This window comes from Paenibacillus sp. Y930 (assembly GCF_056786375.1).
Window position 1 is genome coordinate 18,013 of sequence record NZ_JBXCIX010000003.1, and the last position, 22,589, is coordinate 40,601.

The window sequence follows — 22,589 nt, forward strand, 5'->3', positions numbered from 1 at the left end:
TCTCCTCATAGCAGCGGATCGAATTTATAGCCTGATCGAATGACGGTTACAATGAATCGTCCTTCCGCTCCTAGTTTGGCTCTTATTTTTTTAATATGAGTATCAACCGCGCGATCATCACCTTCATAATGATAGCCCCAAACTGTGTTCAAAATAAAAAGACGAGATAACACCTTCCCACTATTTTTTGTTAATAGTAGTAATAGTTCGTACTCTTTCGGGGATAGATTAACGACCTCATCGGTTATCTTCACCTCTTGAGAATTGCGATGAATGGTAAGTTCACCAAATTTAAGTAGCTCACCTTCACTACCTACTGTCCCCTCTGTACGTTTCAACAACGCGTTCGCTCTAGCAACTAATACACGAGGACTGAATGGTTTCGTTACATATTCATCTGCACCTAACTCGTAGCCAAGCACTTGATCATCATCTTCAGCCTTTGCTGTAATCATAATAATTGGCACATCGGAATTTCTACGAATGCTGCGACAAACTCCGAAGCCATCGAGCTTTGGCATCATAATATCAAGAATAATAAGATCAATCGTATATTCTTCAAATTTTTCAAGTGCGATTAGCCCATTCTCAGCTTCAATGACATCCCAATGCTCAGCAATAAAATAATCCGCAACAATCTCTCGCATATGAATATCATCTTCAACCAGCAATAATTTTCGTCTCATTGACATTCACTCCAAGTCATATCTTCTATCGTGTATATGAGTATTGTATCATTACACAATAGTTCCATTCACATTGTACCACCTCGTTTGCTTCATATCGTAATTATAAGGGGGTCATGTGTACTTCATGTGTATACACAGATTAATTTTCTTCATTTGGTAAATGGCTAGCGCAAATACATAATATCACCAAGTGAGCGTGGTTACCTGTAAGAGGGTATTCACCTTTTGGTACATACACAAAAAACCGCTAAAATAATAATCATTTTAGCGGTTTTCTATAATTTGAAGTATTACTTCGTTGATCGGATCATTATCTTTTTATCGTCCGTTTAGTGTGATCAACGTATGTGTACCCATTATTGCTCTCAACAATTTCCTTTTATAAACAACGAATAATAGTATATACAATGGCAAAAGTAATTAGGGCAGCAGCAAGGGAAATTAAGCGAATCCATTTTCTATTGTACATGAATTCAAGTCACCTCTTTCACATCATGCTGAAACATCTTGATGTATTAATATATTAAGCAAACAGCATTTTGTAAACACTTTTCAAGAAATTATTTTAACGCGACTAATCTCCACACAAAAAAGGCATTACCACGAATATCTCTTAATCGAAATATTCAATGATAATGCCTCGTCCATCATTCACAGTTAGTGAAAATGTAATACTTATTAAGTTAGAACTACCATTATGGTTCTCTTACGATCTCCACATAACCAGATTGGCTATCCCATAGTATTTCTCCGCCAAGAGCAGTTGCTAAAGCTCGAGCTGGTGCGTAAGTAGTTCCATCAATAACTACAACTGGTGTTGGCCACTGTACAGTCGTACCGTTAATGTTTGCTTTGTCACTACCAATTTGTAGCTTGATCGTTGTCTCTGTAGCTTTATCGTAGATCTGAATTTGCTCTGTTGCTTTATCAAATCTAATATTTCCACCAAATTCTTCAATGATCTCTCTAACAGGGATCATTCCATAATTATCTTTATTAACAAATGCAGCATAGTATCCTGGTTCATCAATATAGTTCCAGTACGTTTGCTTGGAAATATGCAGTTTATTTTTCAATAAATCATAGGCAACTGAATCCTCATCGAAGTAATTAACGATTTCAAAACCTTTCAAATAATCAAAAGACTCTAATTTCACTTCTAGACCAGATGCCACAGGTACTTCTGCAGAAACCTTTCCATTAATATTCCAAGCTTCACTTTCCGACGTAATGCTTATTCCCTCAAAAACAAAAGTACCAAGCTCTTCCTTCATTGCATCACTTACTACGTAGTTCAATGAATAAGCTTGTTTGCGAATATCTAGATTTGAATCGATATACATATCGAATTTAATCTCTAATGAATCATCCAAAAATAATTCAAGCATTTCTTTTTCTTCTGTTTCTATTTCATTCATTGAAGTCTTCATCTCTTCAAGAGAAGTAACAATTAATGTAACAGCTTCATCAATAAGGGCTTGCTTATCAGCTTCCGTAATGATTCTTGCTTCGAATTCTCCATAATTGAAAATAGCAAGATCTTCAATCAGTTCAGGCTCATCTTTAAATAAATTCAGTACTTCGCTAAGTAATTTTTCAAGTCCTGCACGATCATCAAGTAGCGCGTTCGTGATTTTCTTGAACCAATTCCATAGCTCCATACCTTTTAATTCACCATGAATTTTCATTAATTTCGTTGCTTCACCATTGATATCCTCTGTTACAGGCGTCGCAGACATCCGCTCAAGATTAGGAAGTTTTTGAATACTGAAGTCGGTAATAAGTTCGCTTGCAGATTGCACAGCAGCAATAATTTTCTCATCATCAATCGCAATCTCCGTGACATTGTCAACATCTTCAGCTGTCACTCCGTATTCAGAGTACATATAGTCATTCATTAATCTCTCACTAGTTTCACCTGTAAGATCGAAAGTGAATGAACGAGTAGCACCTTCTAATGAAATGATAAGTAATGTTTCTGACATTTTCATATCAAAATTAATTTCTGATAGATCACCTAAAGTTAGATGTCCCTTCAAAGAAATGTTTTTTTGATCCTGCATTTTCATATCGGTAATCGATACTTTTACATTAGATATTAAACGTAAAATAGAAATAAGTTCCTCATCTTCAGCAAAAATCTCATCATTAATCAACGCTTCTTCATTGAAATTCAACTTAAACTCCATAGAAGAATTACCTTCTGATGACGTTACTTTAAGCGTCTTTTTCAATGCTTCATTAATGTCTACTCCACCAATAGCTTGGCAACCAGCTAAAATCACCATGCTACAAATTAAAACTAAAGCTACTAATCTCTTAACACTTTTTAGTTTCTGCATTAACTTATTTTCCTCCTAAGTATGTTGGTAAAATTTAGTGCACCATTGATAATATTACTATTAGGCTGGAAATATGTAAACTGTTTGATAGATTAATTATCTACTGTCCATTCAATAGTTATGCTCGAACATAAGCAAGTAGCATGTCTTTCAATAGTTTTTGCTGAATATGAGGCTGAATATCGTCATCAAGATAGGTAATTTCTGATTTCAGTACAATATTATTGCCGAATATACCGTAAACATTGATAACCGTCATAATCGACTCTTTAATAGGGATATCCTGTCGCAAGGAACCATCTTTCTCACCATCTACAATAATCGGAGTAATCATATCTGAAATTTGCTTCTGTGTTTCAATATACTCTTCAATATTAGATAATGGTTCTTTGGAAAAGGCGGCGTAGCTTTCAAACGCTTCTCTAAACTTTGCGGAATTATGTCTTGTTTCTGTTTGATTTTCTAGTAAACAATTTAATATATCTTCCAAACGTTCAAACGCAGATTTCGGCGACTGTGCGATTTGTTGAAAAACCGGTATCGTTCGTTCTAAGTTTTGAATGGCTACTGCTACGATCAATTTATCTTTTTTGGGGAAATAGCGAAAAAGTGTGGCTACTCCGATCTTTTCAGCATTAGCGATATCTTGCATTTGAACACTATCAAGCCCATATTCTAGAAATAATTGTTCAGCTGTGGACACGATACTTTTATAGCGAGCGTTTTTATTCTGTTCGCGAACCCCTTGTGACATTGTTATTCCCCTTCCCATCTAGTTAGGATCTTTTATTTGCAATGTTATCACATAAGGACTAAAATAAAAATATGATAGTCAGACTATCAAAACTTGATTATGGGGTGAATCAGATGAGATTGGATCAAAAAGTTGCTGTCATCACTGGTGCAGGTAGTGGAATGGGTGCGTCCGAAGCGATATTATTTGCCAAAGAAGGCGCTAAAGTTGTTTTGACTGATATTAATTTGGAAGCTGTAGAAGCTGTTGTAGCTCAAATCGTCGCTACAGGTGGCGAAGCTATAGCAGTTAAACATAATGTTGCATCAAAAGAAGATTGGATTCATGTTTATAGTGTCACCATTGAAACATATGGCAAACTAGATATATTAGTTAACAATGCTGGTATTTCATTAGCAACACCATTTCCAGATCAAACAGAAGAAGATTGGGCACGTACGTATGCTATTAACGTTAATAGCGTTATGTATGGTATGCAACAAGCCATCCCGCTTATGGAACAAAACAAGGGTGGGTCCATTGTAAATATTGCTTCCATTTCTGCATTAAGTGGTATGGCTGGGGCTGGAGCATATACAGCTTCTAAAGGAGCTGTTCGTTCTATTTCAAAAGCTGCTGCTGTTGATTATGGTAAAAAGAATATTCGTGTTAACTCCGTATATCCTGGTTATATCGTAACACCAATGAGTGCACCGCATATGGAACAATATAAAGAGCATTTCTTAGCAGAAATTGCTTTGCCTGAGCTTGGTAAAGCAGAAGAAGTTGCTGCTGCTGTTCTATTCCTTGCATCAGATGAAGCTAATCATATTACTGGGGTTGAGTTACCAGTAGACGGTGGAGTAACAGCCAAGTAAGTGAGGTAGTTCAAAAAACGGACTTTGATAACGAGGATTACGCTGACGTAGATTAGTCGACGGCGCATTTGAAACGAACTTGGAAAGTACGGTTCGCATGTACCAATGACGTACATTTGCGCTTCCGCCTTTCTCAAGTAGCATTTCAACTGCTTGACTTGCGAAAGCCCGCTTTTTGAACCTTCATTTTAATAGGGTAGTTCAAATAGCGGACTTTGATAACGATGATTATGCTGACGTAGATTAGTCGACGGCGCATTTGAAACGAACTTGGAAAGTACGGCATATGCTTCCGATGTATGTTTCTTGCAGAAACATTGTAGGATCGCATGTACCAATGACGTACATTTGCGCTTCCGCCTTTCTCAAGTAGCATTTCAACTGCTTGATTCTGAAAGTCCGCTTTTTGAACCTTCATTTTAATGAGGTAGTTCAAAAACCGGACTTTCAACCTTTATTGGGTGACTTGGACATTTGACCGCTCGTGTACTCGTGCCGTACACATTGCTGGGTTTGTAGTGCAGTCTGTGATTGGGCTTTAGTCTCGCATTGTTTCTTCATAGCTTAGTACAATATTGGACAGCTGTGGTGTATTCTTTCCTCGCTCAGTGTATAGACCAAGACTATACTGAATTCTATCAAATTTATTAGCGATGATTTGACCATTCGTAACCTCTTGCCAACTATCCCATGAATGACTACCTACTGACCTTGTTCGGATCCATGCCTTCACAGCAGTATGATCAAGAATGACTTCGCTCCAACTTAAAGTCGCCTTTCTCCCTTCGTTTACTTCGATGATCTCTGATTGAATAAATCCATGCGGGATATAGGGCTGGAATACTTTTTGTAAGTAGGATAGCTGTCCGGTAAACTCAGTACCATTCAAATATTCAGGTGGAATGAATTGCGAATTCATCGTGTTTGCTTCATCTACCGTTATATAAAATTTAATCGTTTCTGACGTTAAATCTCCAAGTACATGTTTCGAAATACGATATTCAATCTCATCGCCCGCTGAATTGATAATATAATCAATATCTTGCTCGCCTAACCATTTCCAGCCATCATTACTATGCTGATCTGTAAAGCTTTCATCCCATTTATACAATCCTCCATTAGATACTTTATACGTTGCAGCAATATCCGCCGAATTCCACCATGAACCTTTGAAGCCATCTAATAGCTGCCCATCCGAGTCAACATATATATTGTAGAAATATTGCGGAACACCGTTTGCATCTGTATCAAAATTAATGTGACCAGCAACTTTTAATTTGATATATAAATATTGACGATCATCTGTCATCGATAAGCTAGTTACAGCGGCATCTTCAACTATATCGGGATTCATATAAAGCTGATCGCTATTACTCCAATCCATCATTTCTCCATCAATCGTAATCGCATCATCGAAGTAGTAGCTACCTTGATTTCTAGCTAATGTTGCTGTATGAGAAGCTTTATCGATCGTCGCAGTACTACCTGTAAAATAACCTGTCGTAATATTTCCACGTTGCTCCTGATACAGTAACATACCTAGTGGTTCACTTAGAATGTCATAATACTTTACCGTTTGCATCGATGGATGTGCATAGCTCCACCCATATAGCTCATGAACAGCATTGTTTAGGAACGTATAGTTAATTCTTGCTTGATCGTCCAGTTCACCATAGCTCTGAGTTAGTGTTTTGATCGTTGAAGGGCTACTAGCATTTTTCTGCTCAATATAGTCAAGCTGACTATTATTGAAATTCCATATGTATGAATTCGTATCTGCTGCACCATTGGCACGATCCATATCCCAGTACGGATAATTGTAATTGAACTTTAATAGTACTTGTTCCATACTCAATGGATTAGCCCCGTTAAATTCAAATCTTAACTTCAAATATTTCGATTGCTTCCCGATACCGATCCAGCTATCCGCTTCACTCGTCCATAGATCTGGAACTTCCGTCCATGTATTGCTGTCAAAAGGTAAGCTGTTACCTATCCACGCTTGGATGAAAACAGTATCATCGCTTCCTCCAGTCCCCTTCCATTGTGGATATATCCAATCGTACTGAGCTCTATTATCTTCCGCTTGTAAAATTCGATCCATATCCACGACAATTTCCATTGCACCTTTCTCGCCACCAACTACTTTACCATCCTTAATATATGTCGTACCTTCAAAGCTCCAATCTGTAAATCTTCTACCATAAGTAGTTTCTCCATCTATAGAAGCTGTCCGCCCTAATGATATCGAGGAATCCCATACCAATTGATTAGAATTCCAATAGGTAACATAGCTTTCCCATAAATAATAATCACCAAGCTCAGCAAACGATCTCGTTCCATTAACAACACTTTCCATTTCTAGAGACTTAATATATTCAGTAATCTCTTGAAGTTTCGAGTGGAAAATTTGTTGCTTGTCAGCCTCTTCCTGATATGCGATGTCCCAATAAGCAATATCGCACTCATCAAGAAATATGCCATCAGCAATCCCCTGCTCCTGCAACGACTTTATAGTTTCTTTTATCGATTGCATATATTGCTCCGAATCTTTAAATCTTGATCCGAAAGGAATATACTGAAAAACTTTAACCCCCTGTTCCCTTACTTTTGTTACACTGTCCAAGTTTCTGTCAGATACAATGATGAAATCATATATTGAATAATCAGTGATCCCGCTATAATTCAATTCTCCATAATAAATGATAAATTGATGCGGCTGAGAATATGTAGTACCTAATGTCAACGCGGATGAGGATCTTTCTAATATTCCTGCTGTTGTAGTATCTATCGATGACATATCAAATTCGTGGGTTTGAATAATCGTCTTGCCTTTATCATTTCCTAGCATACTTTCACATCCGATCAATACAATCACTATTAATAATAGACTCAAAGCTGTTTTGAACATTGTATCCTCCTCATCGTCAATGAAACTTCTCCCCTTTTTAATTTACCATATAATAGAAGTTTAGAGAATAAGAAAAAGCAGAACACATCCAGCTTAGATAAGCTTAATAATTGGGAATACTAATTACGATGAGCAATCATTTTTGCTATAATATAACTATGTCTTTTTGAAAGAAAGTAGGGAGCAATATCGTATTTTATATTATCGCAATGGTAGTAGTTTTAATCGATCAGTTTACTAAATATGTCATTCGAGCTTATATCGATATTGACCAAGCCTTTACCTTCTGGGGAATTCCTCTCACACATATTGAAAACAGTGGGATGGCAGGCGGCTTGTTTCCAGGTAACGCACGACTCTTCGGTGTAATAGCGGTATTATTCGTAGTTGGTGTTCTATATTTTCGAAAGACTGGTGATATGAAGGGAGCTCTAATCGATAGTAGCTTTGGGTTTCTTGTCGGAGGAGCGATCGGCAACGGTATAGATCGACTTCTACATGGCCAAGTGACAGACTTTATTATTCGTAGAAATGGCGTTCTTAATATTGCAGACCATGCAATCGAAGTAGGTGCACTATTGCTTATTATTTATGGGCTAACTAGTGGGTTAAAAAAACGTGCTCAATTGGCAAAAAACTGAGCTATTATTATAAAGATCTTTTGCAGTTCGAGAGTTTAATGAATACTTTTAGAAAGCTACTCTTCAATGAAGCGGAATCGTGGTTGTACTGCGAGGACATTTTGTTATTTTTCTACTCTGTGGACTCTATTTTTATAGTATTTATGCAAATGAAAGAAAAGCCTCTAGATATTCCAAAACTTTTGCAATATCTAGAGGCTTTTACTATATAGCTATATCCACTCGGTTCTAGAATCCCTCTCAATTCTAAGATTCTTCACGGTTTTGGAATTCTTCTCGGCTTTCTAAATTAAACTTTTCACCTATAGCAATTCTTTAGCTAGTAGCTGCACACATTGCAAGCGAGAAGCCTGTCCATGCTGATTCAAGTTGAACATCACTTCCTCGAAGCCGAAATAGTCTTGATCTGCACGAAGGCGATCTGCTACTTGCACAGCTGTACCTACCAAATGTATATTACGATTTTGTTGCAAGTTCATCTTATCCATCTCAGAGAATTGCACATCTGCCGCTTCTTCTGGAGATAGTATTTGTCCGATTTGTCCCTTTAAGAAATTTAAGCGCCATATATCAAGCGGCTTCGCATAAAACTCCGCCTCATCTACCGTTGGTGCGACCGTTACGGAATAAGTAACATTAATAAGTGGCTTTTCCATAAAGTATGATGGTTCAAAATAAGCGCGATACGCTTCAAATACCTCTTTATGCATTTCACCTGAGAAGAAATGAGCAAATGCATAACCAACACCCATCTTACCCGCTTGAATCGCACTATTGCCTGTCGATCCGAGTAAAAAGGCCTCGGGAAGCTGAATATTGGTCGGAGACGCAATAACAGAATCATATATCGCTGAGTTTGGCTTACGGTCACTCATCAGGCGAAGCGTTGTTGATAGCTTGTCATACATATCCATACTCATTTGTGAACGACCTTCAGCTAACGCACGAGTTGCTGCTGGATCTCCTCCTGGAGCACGTCCTACGCCAAAATCGATACGTCCCGGATTAAGACCAGCAAGTGTTTTGAACACCTCTGCCATCTTAAATGGTGAATAGTGCATCATCATGATGCCACCCGTACCAATGCGAATGTTCTTCGTTTTCGCGGCAAGATGTGCAGCAAGTATTTCTGGAGCTGTGCTCACATACCACTGCGTATTATGATGCTCTGCCATCCACATGCGAGAATAGCCAAGCTGATCTGCTAATATCGCTAATTCTTCAACAAATTGAAGCGCCTGCTCAGGCGTATGTCCTTTGGTAATGGGTCCTTGATCTAAAATTCCGATTTTCATGTTATGTATCTCCCCTCATTATGCGACTGACTTACAAATATTGTGGATAGCCTGTAAACTTGAAATCTTTACCTACAGGTGTAATCGTTAGATCTGCCAAATCTACAGCGTCCTTCATTAAAGTGACACCTGCTCCTTCAAGAAATGTTGGTGCATGAGTTCCTCCGACTAATTTGGGAGCGAGATAAATAACGACTTTATCAACAAGCTTATTTTCCAGAAAAGCAGCATGAATCGTGCCACCACCTTCAATTAAGACAGACGAGACAAGCTTTTCACCCAATATACGAACAACATCGCGAGGATCGGCATGCTTCTCGCCTGAAGTTGCATATATGGAAATGCCAAGCGCTTCTAGCTTATCCCTCTTGTGCTGATCATAATGCTGAGCTGTAAATATCCAAGTTTCAGCCTTTTGATCCGTAACAACTTTTGAATCTAATGGAATTCGCAATGTAGAATCTAGCACGACTCTGATCGGATTTCTGCCATTAGCTATTCTAGTCGTCAACTCAGGATCATCCTCGATGACCGTATTCACGCCAACTAATATCGCCATATGTTCGTTTCGTAGTATATGTGCATCATATCTTGCTTCGTCCGATGTAATCCATTTGCTATCTAAAGTATGTGTAGCAATTTTGCCATCTAATGTACTTCCCGCTTTCATCGTTAAGAAAGGCTTCTTTTCAACAATGAATTTGTTGAATACTTCATTCATCTTGCGTGATTCGGCTTCCAGCACACCTACAACGACTTCAATACCAGCGTCTTGCAATAGTTTAACGCCATTACCAGCAACGACGGGATTCGGATCAAGTGTTGCGATAACAACCTTTTTGATCCCCGCTTCAACTATTGCTAACGCACAAGGTCCTGTTCGTCCGTAATGAGAACAAGGCTCTAACGTAACATAAATCGTCCCATTGCGCGCCTGCTCTCCTGCCATACGAATCGCATGAATTTCAGCATGTGGCTCTCCTGCTTTCAAATGAGTACCGATACCTACAATTCGATTATCATTAACAATAACTGAGCCGACTAATGGATTCGGGTCAGTCTGCCCTTTCATCGCACGCGCGTTATCGAGCGCTAATTGCATATATATTTGATCATTACTCATTGGAACACACTCCATCGTCTTTCAAATGTCCAGAACGCTCAATTTTTGTCTGTAAATAATTTTTATTAAATTCGGAATTATCTCCCCATATTGGCTCTCTTCCAGAAAGGGTTAGACCAGCATTTTTCATCGCTGCTACCTTCTTCGGATTATTCGTCATAAGTGTCACTGGCTTCGTCCGCAATGTTTTCAGCACTTTAATCGCATCATCATAATTTCTTGAATCATCGACAAAGCCAAGACTTTCATTGGCATCCACTGTGTCGTAGCCATTTTCTTGTAGCACATATGCCATCGCTTTACTAAATAAGCCAATGCCTCGTCCTTCATGGTTTGCCAAATAGAAAAGCGCACCCGTGCCATTATCAACGATGTTTTTCATCGACTGCTTTAATTGATAACCACAATCACATCTTTTGCTACCAAATATATCTCCAGTATGACAAATCGAATGCATGCGAATCAGCGCATCCTCGGCATTAGCGAAATCACCATAGACAAGTACACTAGATTGCTGATACTCTGCCAAATTTGCTGAGGATAGTTGCTTAATTACTTCCTCATAATTGTTAGTCGCCTGACATTTGCTTAACCAGCAATACCATTGAAAAACAACCGTTTCGCCTTCTAAATTAACAGGTAGCTTAATCGGACCTACTAGATAAATGGCACCTTTACCGGATTCAATCATTTGTATTTTATCTGTTATTAAATTAAGCATTTCGGGTTCAAGTGCTGTATGCAATATATATATCATTCCTTCTAGTTAAATTTTTGAATTTATTCAATTGTAACAATACAATACCATTATTTCATATTTGCTTACTTTTTGTAAGTGCAAATTTTAATGTATTCTATTCTTTCGACAAATATGAACATTTTGTTAGAATATTTTCTTTTTTGTACATTTTAATATTATTGTACATAATCCGTTAAAGTATTTCACAAGCTTGATAAAGTAAGTAATGCAAAAATTAGGCGACCTCTCTTCAGTTCAACACCGAAAATCGATCGCCGCATTAGCTTCTATTTATTTGTAGTGTGTTGCAAATGAGTCAACGTTTGAGTAAATATTTCCTTCACATGATCATCATCTATAGAATAGTATACTGTCTTGCCTTCTTTACGGCGCTTTACCATTCTTATATTACGCAAATATCGTAGTTGGTGAGATACGGCAGACTGTGTCATACCAAGTACAACACATAGGTCATGTACGCATAATTCAGTACTTAGTAGAGCATGGATTAGCTTCACTCGTGTTGGATCACCTAACGCTTTGAATATATCTGCCAAATCAATCGCCGTTTTCTCATCAAGGTTGATTTCCCTCAAATGTTTGAGATTAATCTCGGTGCCCAAACAAGTGTCGTCGCATTGATCTTCTGCTACTTGAACCATTTCTTTAACACCGCCTTTACAATCATTGTGTTTATTATATCAGAAAGATTACGGATAAGGCAGTCATTGACATATTTATAGATTTGGCATATCATATGAGCAAGTATTCATATAAAGTTTTGAAAGGAGGCTGTTCAATGAATGAATATCGCGTAAAAGGGCTTTCCTGTGGCGGTTGCGCTCAGAGAATTGAAGATGAGCTGAAACAATTAGAGCACGGGAAAGATTCCTCTCTTAGCTATAATTCAGGAAAACTAACGATTAGTCCCCAAATGTCGATGACTGAGGTCAATAAAGTTTTGAAATCTGATGGCGCCTTTATTGCGAAGCAATTAAATGGCGATCACGACCATTCAGATGAACATTCACATAGTAATCACGATCATAGCCATGGCGACCACGGACATGATCATAGTCATGCAGATAGTAATAATAAAATATTAACACTACTGATCACTTCAGGTGTTATCTATATCGCAGCTTTACTACTAGAAGGTGTTCTCGACCAACAAGCTCTCATTCTTTTATTTTTGGCAGCAACGATCATTAGTGGATACACAACCTTTATGCGTGGCTTAAAAAATATTATAAGCCTAAAATTCAATATCGATACATTAATGACGATCGCTTTAATAGGTGCTGTAGCTATTGGCGAATGGAAGGAAGCTACACTTGTAGCCATTTTGTTCGGTGTTAATGAATTACTCGAAGGTTATGGGATGGAAAAGGCTCGACGATCAATGGAAACATTGCTGCAAGTTGCACCGAAGGAAGCGCTAAAGTTAGACAATGGTCAAGAATCAATTGTTCCGATCTCCACCTTACAAATCGGCGATCTAGTCAAAATTAAACCTGGTGAAAAGATTCCATCAGATGGGGTTGTTACTGATGGAAAAAGCTCTGTCAACGAAGCGGCCATTACAGGAGAATCACTACCTGTGGAGAAGTGGAGCGGAGAAGCTGTCTTTGGGGGAAGCATTAATAATGAAGGATTACTTATCGTTCGCATCGAAAAAGCATATAAAGATTCTTCCTTAGCAAAAATTCTCCACCTTGTGCAAGAGGCACAAGAAACGAAGACGCCAACAGAGCTCTTTATTAATAAATTCGCAAAGTACTACACTCCACTGATTATGATTGTGGCTGTACTTGTTATGCTCATCCCTCCTTTGCTTTTGCAAGGTGATTGGATGACATGGCTATATCAAGGTCTCTCGGTACTAATTGTTGGCTGCCCGTGCGCATTAATTCTATCTTCACCCATTGCCATCGTCTCGGGCATTACGCGTACTGCAAGAAACGGAATACTCGTCAAAGGTGGCGTGTTCCTAGAACAGCTTGGTAAAATCGATACACTTGCCTTTGACAAAACAGGAACATTAACAAAAGGTGAGCCTCATGTCGCTCAGCTAGAAATATACGATGAAGCACGCTTGTTCCAAGTTGCAGGAGCAATCGAGAAATCATCTTCGCATCCATTGGCGAAAGCCATTATGAAAGAAATCGAACGTAGAAATATTGTTAGTCCCGATCCCGACGAAATTGAGACGATTACCGGTCGAGGCATTAAAGCAAAAATTGCTGGACAGCTCTATTGGCTTGGTAATGAACAATCGATTGAGCATCTCGTTATTCCAACAACTATACAGCAGCGAATTAATAAGTTGAAAGACGAAGGCTTAACGCTTGTTCTAGTCGCAGATGAACAACAAGTGCTTGGTATGTTTGGAATTGCTGACGAAATTCGCGAAGAAAGCAGATCTGTTATTGCAGCTTTGCATCAGCTAGGTATTAAGCGAACGGTTATGCTAACAGGTGATCACCAAAAAACAGCTGAGAAGGTTGCTTCTGCCGTTGGTGTTTCCGAGTATTACGGCAATCTCCTGCCGGAAGATAAAGTGAGCTGTGTGAAGGAACTATCTGCCAAAGGTATAGTAGCGATGATTGGCGACGGTATTAATGACGCTCCGGCGCTTGCTTCCGCGCAACTAGGTATTGCGATGGGTAAAGGTACGGATAGTGCAATCGAGACAGCGGATATCGTCTTGATGCAGGATCATTTGGGTAAGCTTCCTGAAGCGATCTCAGTTGCCAAGCGTGTCAATCGGATTATCCGCTTCAATATTACAGTAGCACTCGGCTTGAAAATCATTGCGTTATTGTTAACGATCCCCGGTTGGCTTACGTTATGGATTGCGATACTTTCTGATATGGGAGCGACGATCTTTGTGACACTAGTAAGTTTGACGATATTAATTGAGCGTAAGCGAGGATGATGGTTACGGGAATTTCTATTAAGTCTCAAAAATAAAGCAGATGGAGTGAAAATAAATCGATTTCCTCCACCTGCTTTTTCATTTTTCGTTTGTTCATAGAAATTACTATTCGCAAAAACTCTTTCAACTTAGCTTTATGCCGATTATGGTAACTGGCATACTGTATGGACTCGCGATGGACTACCAAGTGTTCCTCGTCAGAATCACTAATTAGCATTGCTAACAAATAGGAAACGCCGGAGAATGTCCCTGCAGGATAAGGGGATTCTCCGGCGTTTTTGTCTTCTCTTTAATTTCTTTATGGCTTAAACCTAATCAAATTGAAAATAAAATGTCGCTTCAATAGTCTCTGCATAAATAGATTGATTCAAGTGCAGAAAATCGAGCGTATACCAATGACGCACCTTACCAAAATGATCCATGTCGCAACGTGAGGTTATGACGGGAGTCCACCGAGCTATATCGTAGCCTATTGTCATTCGATACTTCCCAGTCAGAGTCACTCGCCCGCCGTCTCCCAGCTTAGGCTCAAGAAGCGTAATGAAGCGCTCAATAAATTCCATTCGCTGTACTACTTCATCTCCTCTGTCTTCGGATGTATCTGCAGCCTCCATTGGCTGTCCGCTTAAGCTTTCCTTATATACGGCTCGATCATATAGCGTAAGTTTCGGTATCCCTTCCTTGCTCCAGCAGAAACTGCGCTCTAGACGAAGCAGCTCCTCGGCCCCAGGATAAGCGGCGCCGAACTCCAATCCGAATCTGTCCTCTTCCGGACTGATAGACACATTTGTCACTTTTGCATTGCTCTCCTTCCCTTCCTTCTGATTCTTTCCACTGACAATTGGAACGGAATGACCTTGAGAGCCATTGCACCAGAAGGAATAGCGTTCCAAACCAAAGTACTGCTTTGTATACATCCCGCTGCCTAAGTCCGCCAAGTATGCTTCTCCGTCCGCATGCAAAATAAAATGCCCACAATCGTTGTGATTATGCGATTCAGCGTTATGTCCTCCTTTAGCAGCGAAGCAGTAGGTCATTCCATCCTCCTTAACAACGCGAGATATAAACCACCCAGCATCGGCCATGTAATGGGATATCACTGGCCACGCACCCGCTTCTAGCTTAATATCACGACCTACGTCGCCGTATTTTGGCTGTTCTACCGCTGCTTCTTCTCGTTCACTCTGCCCTCGCCCCGCCACCCAAAGCAGATTGCGAATAGCAGGAGCCCAACGACCGCAATGGTCCGCTGCATATGGAGCTCGCAATGCGGGACTAGGTAATGCTATATCAGCATATTCATCATAAAGCCGCCATGTTAGCCCCAAAAATATGCCGCTATGTTGTGAAGCATCCGAGAAGTTAATAATCGTATCTCCACCAGAGAAACAACGCTGCTGAAACAAGGCAATCTCCTTTACCTTATCTGTAGCAAAGCCATCCAGACTACCACCCGTCGCTTCCTTCAGCAACGAGAAGAAATATATATAATAGCCGAAGCCATATTGCCAGTACGAGTATCCTTCCACACAAGCCCCGTCTGCTCCGTAGCCAGCCAAGAAATAATCCATAGCTCCTAGCACACGCTCCAGTAGCAGCGACAGCCGCTCTGTATCTTCTATTAAATATAACGCCGCAGCGCCGATAGATCCGGCACATACAGCAGACCAGTTATTCTCAAGCTGCTCCCAATGATAAGGACCATCCTCCATAAATGGACGGAATAATCTCCGCTGCGTCTCCATAGCAATACGCTCCCGAAGAGCTGAGGGTAAGCTATCTTTCAGCAAAGCATCCAATTCTGCAAGCGCAAAGCCAGTTTCCGCAGCAAACAGATCAATGCTACCAAGTAGTCCGCGCTTTTCATCATAATGGGCGGGTAGGCTCCATGTCTCCTCATCGCATATCGACCATGCCGTTTGAAGCAGCGCTTCTCTATAATTTTTCTGCTTTGGCCGCAGTAGCGACATTATTGCAAATGCATTTAGCTGCTTCCGCTTCTCGAAGTAAACTTGTTCATATGGAATGCGTTCCCCCGTCTCCTCATAAATGCGGAACAACGCCTTCGTCAGCTCCGGCTCCTTTTCCTTCAGCATCCGGTCTGCTTCGGCTTCAACTTCTCTAATAATACTTACTAGCGATGCATCCTCACGCAGCTTACTTCCTAATTGCAAAGGATTATCCACCCCGGCAAGCAGTTGGAGGCCACGCTGCCTACTCGGTTTTAGCTTTTCACACAGCATTTGGGAAGTCGATCCAGAATTCCCCACCTCATGCAATGCCTCGAATTTTTTTCCCATTCCATCTACCATATGTCCACCTCCATCCATACTGCGTTTGGCTCCTAATTATTTTTAATTTGGCTTCGATATTCAACGGGCGTGGCGCCCGTGAATGACTTGAACAATTTAATAAAGTAGCTTTGATTATCGTAGCCAAGCGTTTCACATATTTTCCCTACTGGCGTTGCTGTGCCCTCAAGCAGTTCTCTCGCTCGATGCATCTTCATACGTGTAACATATTCGATAAACGTCTCTCCCGTTTCCTTCTTGAACAAACGGCTGAAGTAGCTTGGATTCATAAAAAGCCGCTCTGCCACTTCCTCTAGCGTAATTTTACGATCGAGGTGAACAACAACATACTGATAAGTTTCTGCGATTTCCGTTCTTCTCGAGTTACCTCCCCGATAATGATCTGCTGCAATAATAGAAAGGCAGTGCCTGATCATCCAGTCCTTCAACTCATCTAGTGTATCTAGCTCATAAGCTTCATTGGGCAGTACATCAGAGCCCCCAGAGGCACGATAGTCCAGTACAGACTGTAGCTTTAGGCGCATATCGAGCAGAAGCTTTAGCACCCAATCCTTCACTATAGCAGGATCAATTCGGTGCTTGCCCGTCTCCATCAACCAGCTGCTTACAGCTGCTCTCACCTCACCAACACGCTTACCAACAATGAGCTCGCGCAGTTCGTCGCTAGCCTTATGAAAGCTGTCGAACAGATCGAAGGAACTGCCAAATACATTCTCACTCGAACGTATTATAGAGCCATAGGAGCGATAAAATATGGATAAAGAATCTTGCCGTATGTGGACAATCGACGATTTAATACCTTCCGGTACGGCGCAGCCCTCTCCGATCAAGAAAGTCATGGATAACTTCAGCGTCCCAACAGCTTTCTGTAGTTGACGCAGTAGCACCTTCGTTTCATCATAGCCATTCACTTTGAGCCCACCTTGAAATGAAGCAAGCAGCACGACTTCCTTAGCGCTGTAATGAAAGTGAACCGCATTAAGTCCCATACTCTGGATCGTTTCTTCCATCACATTATCTAAAGCAAACCTCAGTACTTCTTCCGATTGAAAGCGATGCTTCGCTGCCCGGAACTCATCAACTAATCCGACGACAGGAATAACTGTCTCATCGCGACGTAGCTGCAAGCCGAAGCCTCCAAGTTCCTGCTTCCACTTTTCCCTATCAAGAAGTGGCTGCTGCAGCGTCGTGCGAATAAACCTCTCTTTCATAAGTGAACGATTACGATCTACGAATCTCGCCATCTTAACCTTCTCTGATTGTTGCTCTCGTTCCTTGTCAAGCTCCGTTATGAACCCAGTCAGCAGTGTTCTAATGTCACTTGGATTAAGCGTATCCTTCAGTAAATATTCTTGTACTTGCAGCTTAACCGCTTTCCTAGCATATTCGAATTCACTATGACAAGATAGAATCGCAGCCTTTAGGTTCGGCTTCAGCACCTTCAGCCGAGAAAGTAGCTCTAATCCATCCATCTGTGGCATGCCGATGTCTGTAATTATAATATCTGGTATATCTAGCATAGCAGCTTCAAGCGCACTAGCACCGTTCTCATGCAAGCCTATGACCTTCAACCCAAGTGCTTCCCAATCAATCGCATAATGAATCAGATCAAGTACAGGGTAATCATCATCTACCAACATAACCTTATACATCAGCCTCTACCTCCTGCCTTGGAATCGTCATCGTAATTTTCGTTCCCAAGCCGAGAGCGCTATCAACCTCAATTCGGAACGATTCTCCGTAAGCTAAGCGCATCCGCTCACATACATTAGTCATTCCCATTCCAGAAAGATGACGGAAAGACTCCTTTTTATCCCCCGCTCCCTCATCGCACCGTTCCAGTTTGAGCAGTAAGTCGGCAAGTCCCTGCTCATCCATCCCTTTGCCATTATCATCTACGTTAATGAAAAATTCTGTCTGCTCCGACCACGTCGTAATCATGATCGTGCCCGCTTGCTGGCTCAAACCGTGGATAAGTGAGTTTTCAATAATAGGCTGTAGAAAGAAACGCGGAACTGACAGCATCAGTGTATCTGGTGACAACTCCAGCTTCAGTTCTACTTCCTCCTTCTGTCTCATATTCATCAATTTTACATAATCGGTAACTGTAGATAACTCCTCATGTAGTGGTATTGCTCCTTTGTCCTGAATAATAGTCATACGTAGCAGCTTGGACAATGAACTAATCATCTCCGCACTCTCCAAATCTCCTTTGCGCATCACTTTCATTCGAATAGAATTGAGCACATTAAACAGAAAATGCGGGTTGATCTGGGCTTGAAGCATTGCAAGCTCTGCCTTTCTTTTTCGCGTTTGCGTCTGCGTTACTTCTATAATCATTCGCTTGATTTGCTCTAGCATAAGATCGAACGAATGACCAAGATAACCGATCTCATCGTTGCCCCTAATATTGGAACGCACCTCCAAGTTTCCCCTTTTCACCGTTTCTGCCATTTTTCCCAGTCTAACAAGCGGTCGTGTGAAGTTGCCCAATAAATATAGAAATAGAAGTAAGAAAACAACGAAGGATATAAGCTGTAGGACAGCAATTCGATTAAATATGGAGTTCAGCTTAAAAACCGCCTCTTTGTAGGGTGTCAAGGAAACAAGTTCCCAGCCGGTATTCGTTTGTTTTTGTCTAGTCAAAATATAGCTGCCTTCTCCACTATCAACAATATCGGAGCTTATCGTCTCTCGAACGGAGGATGCCCCATATATAAAGCTACCTCCAATTCGTTCGCTATCTAGATGAGACAATACAGTGCCACTACTATCAAGTAGCAGCGTTTCCTGACCCTCGACGAGTTTGCTAAAAATATCGTTGACCTGCTGCTCCATTATCGTTACAACAACATAGCCATAAGGTTTCACGCCCGCACGCAGCGTACGGGCCATAGAAATCTGATATGGGCTGCTCTTGCTACTTTCCATAAATACACTAGGTGTAGTACCAATCCAGAGGGATTCAAGCCCTTTCAAGCCATCCAACTTTTCGAACCAAGGCTCTTCCTTCATCAGATTCGGATTAAAGTCCGCAACAGAGTAATTGGTAAAATTAGTACCATCAGTCAATAAAATTGTCACATAAGCTTTGTCTCCGTAGACGGTCATATTTTCTATTTTATTAATTATTTTCATCCGATCAGTATATTGTGCGTATTTAGCATTCTCACCCTCGTACACTTTTCCCGCTGCAATTTCCTTTAATATCATGCTCATCTCCGAATTGTGCTGCACTGTATTGGCGATATAGAGCATATAGTCAAACATATTGGATACATAACCTTCAACCAGCTGCAGCTTCTGTCTTGATTGCGCTACCGCCTCCTCCTTAACTGCATCTTTCGTCAGCATATTATAAAGCGCAAGTGTAATAAATGCCGGCACAAGGATGCAGACAACCGAAGTGATCATAAGTCGAAATCTGAACGATCTCGACCATAGCCACGGTTTCGAACGAGTAGACATACGCAAATTCCTCCTGTTAAATACTGGTTGCTTGTTTCGTTGAAAAAAAGAGGAGCAGTTTTCCTGCACCTCTAATCATTTTAATTTAACGTTATATCCTTTTACTGGTTGGCGTCAATAATTTTTTGAACACGACTACCTAATGCTGCGATCGTGTCATCGATCGTTTGTTGGTTGAAAATCAGTTTTTCATATTCCTCGTTGATCACCTTGTACATTTCAGACTGATACGTAACCGGCGGGATGATTTTAGAAGACATTGCTCCAGCTAATGTGTTGATTAAAGAAGCTTTATCAACCTTCTCTGGAGTTAGTGTTCCACTTAAAATAATATCAATAATACTTGCTAGCTGATCATCCTGTAGTCCATTCCAGGCAGGTACGTTTTTCTCTTGTACAATTTGACCTTCTGTCGTGTACCAACGAACAAAGTTATAAGCTGCCTCTTTGTTTTTTGAGTTTTCGGCTACAGCTACAAAATCTGTCGTTACCATCGTATAGCCACCTACATCGCTTGCAGCATTTTTCGGAATTGGTGCTACTGCCACTTCAAAGTTCAGCGGGAATTGCTCTGTACCACCGAGCTCCGTATTCATCCAGCTTCCGATCATAATCATACTAACTGACTGATTAAAAAATTGATTACGATAGTGCAGCTTTTGTGACATCATATCCGTGTAAGGTGTAGCTGACTTATCTTCCTGCTCTAATTGTACACGCAATTCTAGCGTTTTACGGAACAAAGGATTGTCAAAGTTCATTGAACCATCTGCTTTAAGAAACTCCGCGTCATCTGGCTGATTTGCAAGAGCCAACTTCATATACTCCATCCAACCGCCATTTTGCGGGCCATGGAAGTATGTGCCATAGCGTTTATTAGCACCTTCACCTGTCGTTAACGCTTTAGCATAGTCAGCGAAATCATCCCATGTCCATTCTGTCGGAACAGACAAGCCCGCTTCATCAAGCTGTGTCTTGTTCAGTAGCACATACCATGGATTGAACTTACCTGGGAGCGCATACACACTACCGTTAAGCGTCGTATCAACCTTATATTCATCATTTACTTTGTAGCCTTCAGCAGCAATAAACTCATCCAACGGCGCTACCATTCCAAGTCCTACACGTTGTGCATAGCTTGCTGGATCACTGAACATAATAACATCCATTATTTCACCAGAGGAAGCTGCCAGATCCAGCTTTTGTAGTGCTTCCTGAGAATCGCCTTTTTCACTTAAAACATTCACGTTTACAGTAACCAAAGGGTTTGCATCATGATATGCCGCAATCGTTTTCTCCCAGTTGTAGTTAGCTTCATTACCAAACGTGTGAAGTTGAATCGTAACTGGCTCATCCTTTTTTTCGGGTTCTGGAGTCGTTGTCGTACCTTCATTAGCTGGCTGTTTCGCCGTTCCAGCGTTTCCACCATTGTTGCTGCCAGAGCAGCCCGTCAATGTTACTACGAGCACCAGCGCCATAATAAACAACATCTTTGTACTTTTAATCATTATTTACCCCTCCTTGATTGTATCATATTTTTTTTTGATAGCGGGTCATTTCATTATTGTTTGAATCCGCTTTCATGTATCAATTGTATCAATCACTATGAATGGTGATATGCAATAAATTTTACTGTTTTTACTATTATTTCGACTTCCAATTTTTCAAATAGCTAGCCCTTCACTCCACCAAGCGCAATTCCTTCAATGACGCTTTTCTGTCCGATAATAAAGACGATTAAGAGTGGTAATATAGCAGAAACGGCAGCAGCCATCATCAGCGAGTAAAATTCTCCGTTAATCGTTGTAAACTTCTGCATTGCAAGTTGTATCGTGTAAAGCCGATCAGAACGCAAGAAGATCAAAGGATTTTGATAATCATTCCATGTCCAAATGAAGCGGAGGATTGCATAAGTTGCAACTGCTGGTCGCACGAGCGGAAAAGCGATGCGCCAAAAGATGCGCCAATGTCCCGCCCCGTCGATTTTCGCTGATTCAATAAACTCGTTATGAATGCCCATAAAAAACTGACGCAGCATAAAGGTACCAAGTACGCTGAAGCAACCTAGCATAATTAAACCGAGGTGGCTGTCAAAGAAACCAATCGAGCGATATAAAATAAATTGCGGCACTAAAATTGCCTGTTGCGGAATCATATATGTCGCTAATACGATCAGAAACAAATATTTACTAGCAGCAAATTGAATTTTCGAGAATCCATATGCCGCAAATGCTGATACTGCAGCTGAGATTACAGTTGTCATCACTGTTACTTTGACAGTATTCCAATAATATTGATAGAACGGAAACTTGCCAACCCATACTTCCTTATAGTTCTCAATCAGATGCCATTGCGTTGGTAACCATTTAATCGGGTAAGTGAATACTTCCGCTTCTATTTTGAAGGAAGCAGATAGCATCCAGATAAATGGAAGCAAAAACAATATGCTCAGAATAAACATCAATACAGTTATAATACCTTTTCGTATTTGGGCGATTCGTGTAGCAGTCATGCCGCTCC

General features: G+C 40.6%; 16 protein-coding genes. 3 read left to right on the forward strand and 13 right to left on the reverse strand.

Annotated features, from left to right (window positions below):
• Positions 1-5 precede the first annotated feature (5 nt).
• From AC1TO5_RS09220 to AC1TO5_RS09230, 3 genes are all read right to left on the reverse strand, one after another.
• Positions 6-686: a response regulator transcription factor gene (locus tag AC1TO5_RS09220; protein ID WP_482062526.1), complete on the reverse strand. Its 681-nt coding sequence runs from the start codon at positions 684-686 to the stop codon at positions 6-8.
• 698 nt (positions 687-1,384) lie between these two features.
• Positions 1,385-3,031 carry a copper amine oxidase N-terminal domain-containing protein gene (locus AC1TO5_RS09225; RefSeq protein WP_482062527.1) on the reverse strand — a complete coding sequence of 549 codons (1,647 nt, stop codon included), beginning with the start codon at positions 3,029-3,031 and terminating at the stop codon, positions 1,385-1,387.
• Positions 3,032-3,149: 118 nt separating this feature from the next.
• Positions 3,150-3,785: a TetR/AcrR family transcriptional regulator gene (locus AC1TO5_RS09230; protein WP_482062528.1), complete on the reverse strand. Its 636-nt coding sequence runs from the start codon at positions 3,783-3,785 to the stop codon at positions 3,150-3,152.
• A gap of 113 nt (positions 3,786-3,898) precedes the next feature.
• Between AC1TO5_RS09230 and AC1TO5_RS09235 the strand changes: the two genes are divergently transcribed.
• Positions 3,899-4,642 (forward strand): SDR family NAD(P)-dependent oxidoreductase, encoded by a 744-nt coding sequence (locus tag AC1TO5_RS09235; protein ID WP_482062529.1) that lies wholly within the window; start codon positions 3,899-3,901, stop codon positions 4,640-4,642.
• A 538-nt stretch (positions 4,643-5,180) separates the two neighbouring features.
• On the opposite strand, the gene AC1TO5_RS09240 is transcribed toward AC1TO5_RS09235, so the two are convergent.
• A complete protein-coding gene (locus AC1TO5_RS09240; protein WP_482062530.1) occupies positions 5,181-7,553 on the reverse strand; it encodes a hypothetical protein in 2,373 nt (790 codons plus the stop codon).
• A gap of 188 nt (positions 7,554-7,741) precedes the next feature.
• Between AC1TO5_RS09240 and lspA the strand changes: the two genes are divergently transcribed.
• Complete coding sequence (gene lspA / locus AC1TO5_RS09245; RefSeq protein WP_482063093.1) at positions 7,742-8,194, forward strand: signal peptidase II; 453 nt, start codon at positions 7,742-7,744, stop codon at positions 8,192-8,194.
• A 302-nt stretch (positions 8,195-8,496) separates the two neighbouring features.
• On the opposite strand, the gene AC1TO5_RS09250 is transcribed toward lspA, so the two are convergent.
• From AC1TO5_RS09250 to AC1TO5_RS09265, 4 genes are all read right to left on the reverse strand, one after another.
• Complete coding sequence (locus AC1TO5_RS09250; protein WP_482062531.1) at positions 8,497-9,489, reverse strand: LLM class flavin-dependent oxidoreductase; 993 nt, start codon at positions 9,487-9,489, stop codon at positions 8,497-8,499.
• A gap of 31 nt (positions 9,490-9,520) precedes the next feature.
• Positions 9,521-10,612 carry a bifunctional diaminohydroxyphosphoribosylaminopyrimidine deaminase/5-amino-6-(5-phosphoribosylamino)uracil reductase RibD gene (gene ribD / locus AC1TO5_RS09255; protein ID WP_482062532.1) on the reverse strand — a complete coding sequence of 364 codons (1,092 nt, stop codon included), beginning with the start codon at positions 10,610-10,612 and terminating at the stop codon, positions 9,521-9,523.
• Positions 10,605-11,369 carry a GTP cyclohydrolase II gene (locus tag AC1TO5_RS09260; RefSeq protein WP_482062533.1) on the reverse strand — a complete coding sequence of 255 codons (765 nt, stop codon included), beginning with the start codon at positions 11,367-11,369 and terminating at the stop codon, positions 10,605-10,607. Before AC1TO5_RS09260 ends, ribD begins: the two co-directional genes overlap by 8 nt.
• A gap of 269 nt (positions 11,370-11,638) precedes the next feature.
• The gene (locus AC1TO5_RS09265; RefSeq protein WP_482062534.1) at positions 11,639-12,013 is read right to left on the reverse strand and encodes an ArsR/SmtB family transcription factor; all 375 of its coding nucleotides are present in this window, start codon (positions 12,011-12,013) and stop codon (positions 11,639-11,641) included.
• A 137-nt stretch (positions 12,014-12,150) separates the two neighbouring features.
• Here AC1TO5_RS09265 and AC1TO5_RS09270 point away from each other — a divergent pair, with 137 nt between their 5' ends.
• Complete coding sequence (locus AC1TO5_RS09270; protein WP_482062535.1) at positions 12,151-14,289, forward strand: heavy metal translocating P-type ATPase; 2,139 nt, start codon at positions 12,151-12,153, stop codon at positions 14,287-14,289.
• Positions 14,290-14,600: 311 nt separating this feature from the next.
• Here AC1TO5_RS09270 and AC1TO5_RS09275 read toward each other — a convergent pair whose 3' ends face one another.
• The 5 genes from AC1TO5_RS09275 to AC1TO5_RS09295 all read right to left on the reverse strand — a co-directional run bounded on the left by AC1TO5_RS09275 (position 14,601) and on the right by AC1TO5_RS09295 (position 22,581).
• Complete coding sequence (locus tag AC1TO5_RS09275) at positions 14,601-16,601, reverse strand: heparinase II/III domain-containing protein (RefSeq protein WP_482062536.1); 2,001 nt, start codon at positions 16,599-16,601, stop codon at positions 14,601-14,603.
• A gap of 32 nt (positions 16,602-16,633) precedes the next feature.
• A complete protein-coding gene (locus tag AC1TO5_RS09280) occupies positions 16,634-18,253 on the reverse strand; it encodes a response regulator transcription factor (protein ID WP_482062537.1) in 1,620 nt (539 codons plus the stop codon).
• A complete protein-coding gene (locus AC1TO5_RS09285; RefSeq protein WP_482062538.1) occupies positions 18,246-20,069 on the reverse strand; it encodes a cache domain-containing sensor histidine kinase in 1,824 nt (607 codons plus the stop codon). The genes AC1TO5_RS09280 and AC1TO5_RS09285 overlap by 8 nt, the downstream gene beginning before the upstream one ends.
• A 101-nt stretch (positions 20,070-20,170) precedes the next feature.
• Positions 20,171-21,577 carry an ABC transporter substrate-binding protein gene (locus tag AC1TO5_RS09290; protein ID WP_482062539.1) on the reverse strand — a complete coding sequence of 469 codons (1,407 nt, stop codon included), beginning with the start codon at positions 21,575-21,577 and terminating at the stop codon, positions 20,171-20,173.
• 164 nt (positions 21,578-21,741) lie between these two features.
• Positions 21,742-22,581, reverse strand: coding sequence for a carbohydrate ABC transporter permease (locus AC1TO5_RS09295; protein ID WP_482062540.1), 840 nt, complete (start codon positions 22,579-22,581; stop codon positions 21,742-21,744).
• Positions 22,582-22,589: the final 8 nt, after the last annotated feature.

What these genes read in the sequence shown, in the direction of transcription:
- AC1TO5_RS09240 (WP_482062530.1), bottom strand. Translation starts at nt 7,553, where the DNA reads ATGTTCAAAACAGCTTTGAGTCTATTATTAATAGTGATTGTATTGATC.
- AC1TO5_RS09230 (WP_482062528.1), bottom strand. Translation starts at nt 3,785, where the DNA reads ATGTCACAAGGGGTTCGCGAACAGAATAAAAACGCTCGCTATAAAAGT.
- ribD (WP_482062532.1), bottom strand. Translation starts at nt 10,612, where the DNA reads ATGAGTAATGATCAAATATATATGCAATTAGCGCTCGATAACGCGCGT.
- AC1TO5_RS09275 (WP_482062536.1), bottom strand. Translation starts at nt 16,601, where the DNA reads ATGGTAGATGGAATGGGAAAAAAATTCGAGGCATTGCATGAGGTGGGG.
- AC1TO5_RS09280 (WP_482062537.1), bottom strand. Translation starts at nt 18,253, where the DNA reads ATGTATAAGGTTATGTTGGTAGATGATGATTACCCTGTACTTGATCTG.
- AC1TO5_RS09235 (WP_482062529.1), top strand. Translation starts at nt 3,899, where the DNA reads ATGAGATTGGATCAAAAAGTTGCTGTCATCACTGGTGCAGGTAGTGGA.
- AC1TO5_RS09250 (WP_482062531.1), bottom strand. Translation starts at nt 9,489, where the DNA reads ATGAAAATCGGAATTTTAGATCAAGGACCCATTACCAAAGGACATACG.
- AC1TO5_RS09290 (WP_482062539.1), bottom strand. Translation starts at nt 21,577, where the DNA reads ATGATTAAAAGTACAAAGATGTTGTTTATTATGGCGCTGGTGCTCGTA.
- AC1TO5_RS09220 (WP_482062526.1), bottom strand. Translation starts at nt 686, where the DNA reads ATGAGACGAAAATTATTGCTGGTTGAAGATGATATTCATATGCGAGAG.
- AC1TO5_RS09260 (WP_482062533.1), bottom strand. Translation starts at nt 11,369, where the DNA reads ATGATATATATATTGCATACAGCACTTGAACCCGAAATGCTTAATTTA.
- AC1TO5_RS09270 (WP_482062535.1), top strand. Translation starts at nt 12,151, where the DNA reads ATGAATGAATATCGCGTAAAAGGGCTTTCCTGTGGCGGTTGCGCTCAG.
- AC1TO5_RS09295 (WP_482062540.1), bottom strand. Translation starts at nt 22,581, where the DNA reads ATGACTGCTACACGAATCGCCCAAATACGAAAAGGTATTATAACTGTA.
- AC1TO5_RS09225 (WP_482062527.1), bottom strand. Translation starts at nt 3,031, where the DNA reads ATGCAGAAACTAAAAAGTGTTAAGAGATTAGTAGCTTTAGTTTTAATT.
- AC1TO5_RS09285 (WP_482062538.1), bottom strand. Translation starts at nt 20,069, where the DNA reads ATGTCTACTCGTTCGAAACCGTGGCTATGGTCGAGATCGTTCAGATTT.
- AC1TO5_RS09265 (WP_482062534.1), bottom strand. Translation starts at nt 12,013, where the DNA reads ATGGTTCAAGTAGCAGAAGATCAATGCGACGACACTTGTTTGGGCACC.